Origin of the sequence: Streptomyces sp. SID11385, assembly GCF_010548245.1 — a bacterium.
Taxonomy (GTDB): domain Bacteria; phylum Actinomycetota; class Actinomycetes; order Streptomycetales; family Streptomycetaceae; genus Streptomyces.
Genome location: NZ_JAAGLR010000985.1, coordinates 1 through 4,288 on the forward strand (window position 1 = coordinate 1; position 4,288 = coordinate 4,288).

The window sequence follows — 4,288 nt, forward strand, 5'->3', positions numbered from 1 at the left end:
CCGGGCCCGTCGTCAGGGTGCCGCCGACGTCGGCGAGGCGTTCCCGCAGGCCCGTCAGACCGTGGCCGTGGCCCGGTGCCGCGCCCGCCGCGCCCTCGCCGTCGTCCTCCACGCGCAGCTCCAGGTACGGGCCCTGGAGGCTCTGGCGCGTGGTCAGGGTCACCTGGCAGGCGCGGGCGCCGCTGTGGCGTACGACGTTGGTGACCGCCTCGCGCAGGACCCAGGCGAGCGCGGCGGCGGGCTCCGGGGGCAGCGCGGGCGCCTCCTCGGGGAGCCGCGCCTCGATGCCCGCCGTGACGAGAGCGATGCGGGCGCCCGCGAGTTCGCCGTCGAGCGTGGGCTGCCGGTAGCCGCCGACCGCCGCGCGGACGTCGATGAGGGCCTGGCGGCCGACCTGTTCGATCTCGGCGACCTGCCGGGCGGCCTCGGCGGGCTGCGCGGGCAGCATGCGGCCCGCGAGTTCGCTCTTGAGCGTGATGAGCGAGAGCGAGTGGCCGAGCAGGTCGTGCAGGTCGCGGGCGAGGCGCAGCCGCTCCTCGTTCGCGGCGAGCTGCGCGACGGTCGCGCGGGCGCGGCGCAGTTCGACGGTCGTGCGCACCAGTTCCCGTACTCCCGTCATCGCGAAACCGCCGAGCAGGACGGGGATCACCGTGCCCCACTCGGGGTCGTGGCCGCGCAGCGGCGGGAGGACGAGGAGCAGCGCGGCGGAGGCGACGACCGCGTACCGCGAGTACGGCAGCGGCAGCACGGCGGCGCACGCGACGGCGAAGTAGACGAGCAGGACGTACCAGGAGTTCCCGAGCCCGAGCGGCAGCGCGACGGCGAGGGCCAGCATGAGGCCGAGCAGGACGAGCGTGCGGAGCGTCGCGTACGCGCGCGTGACGTCCCGCACGACGAGCGTCAGGTAGCACCCGACGAACACGAGCAGTCCCGCCCACCCCGCCGCACGGCCCGGCGCCGTGTGCGGGCCGCCGAGGAGGTCGTCCAGCGGGTCGATCAGGAAGACGAGCCAGACCCCGATCCACAGGACCTTCCCGCGCACCTCGCGCCGGTTGCCCGGCGGCCGGCCGATGAGCGCGGGGCGGGCGAACGACGCGAGGGCGCGCGGGAGGCGGGAGCGGGGCGGGGGTTCACTCGTCGTCATCGGTGCCGTCACGCCTTCAGGGTGTCCCTGCGGTACAGCCGCGCCGCGACCGCCGTGAAGACGACAAGGTAGCCGAGGACCACGAGCACGTCCCGCGCGTGCGGCGCGCCGCCCGCCTCGACGGCCTGGCCGAGCGCCGCGTAGGCGTGGGTCGGGGTCCAGGAGGCGATGTCCTGGAGCCAGTGCGGGAAGTTCGTACTGGGCAGCCAGAGCCCGCCGAGCATCGACAGGCCGAAGTAGATGAGCATCGTGAGCGGCCGGACCGCGTCACCGGTGGCGAGGTAGCCGAGCGCCACGCCGAGCGCGGCGAAGACGAGGCTGCCCGCCCAGATGAGGCCGAGGAGCGCGAGCCACTGCCAGGCGTCGAGCCGGACGCCCTTGACGGTCGCGCCGACGACGAAGACGACGACGATCGAGGGCAGGCTCACGACGGCCGCCGAGCCGATCTTGCTGAGGACGTAGCCGTGCCCCGGCAGCGGCGTGAGCCGCAACTGCCGCACCCAGCCCTTCTCGCGCTCCTTCGCGATGCGCTCGCTGTTGCCGACGAGCACGGCGGTGAGCGCGCCGAAGGACGCCATCGAGACCATGAAGTACGCGGAGAGGGTCAGGTCGCCGACCTTGGCGTCGCCGTCCTGGCCCGCCGTGATGAGGAGGAAGAGACCGGCCGGGTAGAGCACCGAGAAGAAGAGGAACTTCCCGTTGCGCGTGGTCCGCGCGACCTCCAGGCGCAGGAGGGCGAGGGTGCGGGAGAGCGAGGAGCGGGGGACGGTGGTGGGGCGGGCGGCGGGCGCCTGGGGCACCGCGGCGGATGCGTTGCTCATGCGGTCGTGGCCTCCTCGGCCGTCGTGAGGGCGATGAATGCCTGTTCGAGCCCGAGACCCGTGACTTCGAGGTTGCGCGGGTAGAGGTCGCCGAGGCCGTAGAGGGCGTGGACGGTCGCGTCGGCGTCGCGCGAGGCGAGGCGCACGGAGTGGCCCGAGACGACGACCTCGGTGAGCCCGGGCAGCGGGCGCAGGCGCTCGGCGACCCCGGCGGTCGCGGAGGGTTCGAGGTCGAAGGAGATCCGGCGGGCCCCCGCGCGCGCCTTGACCTCGGCGGCCGTGCCGTCGGCGAGGAGGCGGCCCTTGTTGAGGACGAGGACGCGGTCGGCGATCGCGTCGGCCTCCTCCAGGTAGTGCGTGGCGAAGAGGACCGTACGGCCCGAGGCGGCCTGTTCGCGCATCGTCGCCCAGAAGGCGTGGCGCGCGGTGACGTCCATGCCGGTGGTCGGCTCGTCGAGCACGATGAGGTCGCAGTCCCCGATGGTGGCGAGCGCGAACCGTACGCGCTGCTCCTGGCCGCCGGAGAGCTTGTTCACCTTCTGCTCGGCGACGCCCATGAGCCCGGCGACGGCGAGCGTGTCGTCCACGGGGTACGGGCGCGGGTGGAGCCGCGCCGCGAACGTGACGAGTTCCCGTACCGTCACGTCCTCCATGAGCCCGCCGCTCTGGAGCATCGCGCCGACGCGCCCGGCGGCGATCGCGCGCTCGGGAGAGTCGCCGAAGAGCCGCACGGTCCCCGCGTCGGGACGGCGCAGCCCGAGCAGAAGATCGAGCGTGGACGACTTGCCCGCCCCATTGGGCCCGAGCAACGCCACGGTCTCCCCGGCCCGCAGTACGAGCGAAAGCCCCCTCACGGCCCGCACCTCGCCATAACTCTTCGTCACACCGTCAAAGGCGACAACGGGAGGCACCCCCGCCGTCTCACGTGTATCCGTCATAGAGACGAGGATGTCGCGAGAGGGGACGAGCGCGGCAGTGCCACGCGTCGTGGGTGAGGGATGACAGATGTCATGGGGCACGCCGTACAGCAGGCCAAAAATTCAGCCCCTCCGGCGATTGAGGAGCGGGGGTTCGGGGGCGGAGCCCCTGATGGGCCCACCCGCGAGCAGCCCAAACCGCTTGCAGGGGCGAGCCCGTTGAACCGGCCCGCCCCTGCGAGGGGTCAGTTGGGATTCGTCTTGATCTCCACCGTCCGCTCCGCCCCCGTCTTCCCCCGCAGCGCCTCCCGCAGCGCCCCCACGACGTCCTGCGGCGTCACGGCCGTCTTCTCGCCCGTGCCACGGGTGATGAGGACGCCGTCGAAGGTCGAGCCGTACAGCTCCTCAAGAGCCTTGAGGTCGTACGTGTCGACGAGCTTCCCGCCGACCGCCTTCACGCCGAGGATCTGCGGCAGCGACCGGTCCGGACCGAACTGGATCGAGGCGGCACCGGCCTTGACCGTCACGAGGCCGGACATGGCCGGTTCGGCGAAGTCCTTCATCATGCGGTCGACCTCCGCGTCGGAGATCTCCGGCTTGTGCTCGGTGAGCGGCAGCGAGACCGGCTTGGTCGTTCCCGCCTCCACCTGGTCGCGGTACGCCTGCGCCACGACGTCCATCGACTTGTTCACGTCGAGCGTGCGGCCCGCCTTGCCGTGCACGGCGGTCGCCTTGCCCGGCGAGAACTTGATCGTGCCCTCCTGGAGGCTGCCCGACGTACCCGCGACGCGGCTCAGGGCGTCGGCGAGCTTCTCCTTGTCGACGGGCATGACCGGGTCGACGACGCGCTCCTTGCCGATGAGCGAGCCGAAGACGGAGACCGGGTTGTAGTCGCTCGTCGCCGCGCCGCGCACGGTCGCCTGGCTGTCGAGCGTGAGCCCCGACTTGTCGGGCTTGAGGCTCGCGGCCTTGCCGTCGACGGTGAGCGGGAGCGCGGCGAGGGAGCGCTTGCCGAGGGCCGAGTCCAGCTTGTTGACGGCCTCGTCGCGCGTGCCGCCGCCGATGTCCACGCCGAGCACGGTGGTGCCCTTGGGCACGTCGGAACGGTTCATCAGGAGGCCCGCGCCGTAACCGCCCGCGGCGATGACGACGACCACGCCGACGAGGAGGCCGAGCTTGCTGCGGCCCTTCTTCTTCGGCTTCGCGGACTTCGTGGCCTTCGCGGCCGGCTGCTCGGGCCCGGCGGGCGGCGGCGTGACCGGCTCGGGGAAGCGCGCGGCGGCCCCGGGCACGGGGAAGGACGGCGAACCGGCGCCGGGGCCCAGCGGGTCCTGGCGCATCGTCACGCGGTCGGCGCCCTGCTCGTTCTCCCACGGCGCCGGGGCGACGGGAAGACCGCCCGTGAG

At 73.1% G+C, this 4,288-nt stretch carries 3 protein-coding genes and 1 pseudogene; all 4 read right to left on the reverse strand.

Annotated elements, in window-relative coordinates:
- Window positions 1-1,144 (reverse strand): histidine kinase (locus tag G3I42_RS30180; protein ID WP_164290930.1); only part of this gene is annotated, 1,144 nt, incomplete at its 3' end.
- A gap of 8 nt (window positions 1,145-1,152) precedes the next feature.
- The gene (locus G3I42_RS30185) at window positions 1,153-1,965 is read right to left on the reverse strand and encodes an ABC transporter permease (RefSeq protein WP_164290928.1); all 813 of its coding nucleotides are present in this window, start codon (window positions 1,963-1,965) and stop codon (window positions 1,153-1,155) included.
- The gene (locus G3I42_RS30190; protein WP_164290929.1) at window positions 1,962-2,903 is read right to left on the reverse strand and encodes an ABC transporter ATP-binding protein; all 942 of its coding nucleotides are present in this window, start codon (window positions 2,901-2,903) and stop codon (window positions 1,962-1,964) included. Before G3I42_RS30190 ends, G3I42_RS30185 begins: the two co-directional genes overlap by 4 nt.
- A gap of 224 nt (window positions 2,904-3,127) precedes the next feature.
- A pseudogene (locus G3I42_RS30195) lies at window positions 3,128-4,288 on the reverse strand (hypothetical protein); the annotation flags it as partial.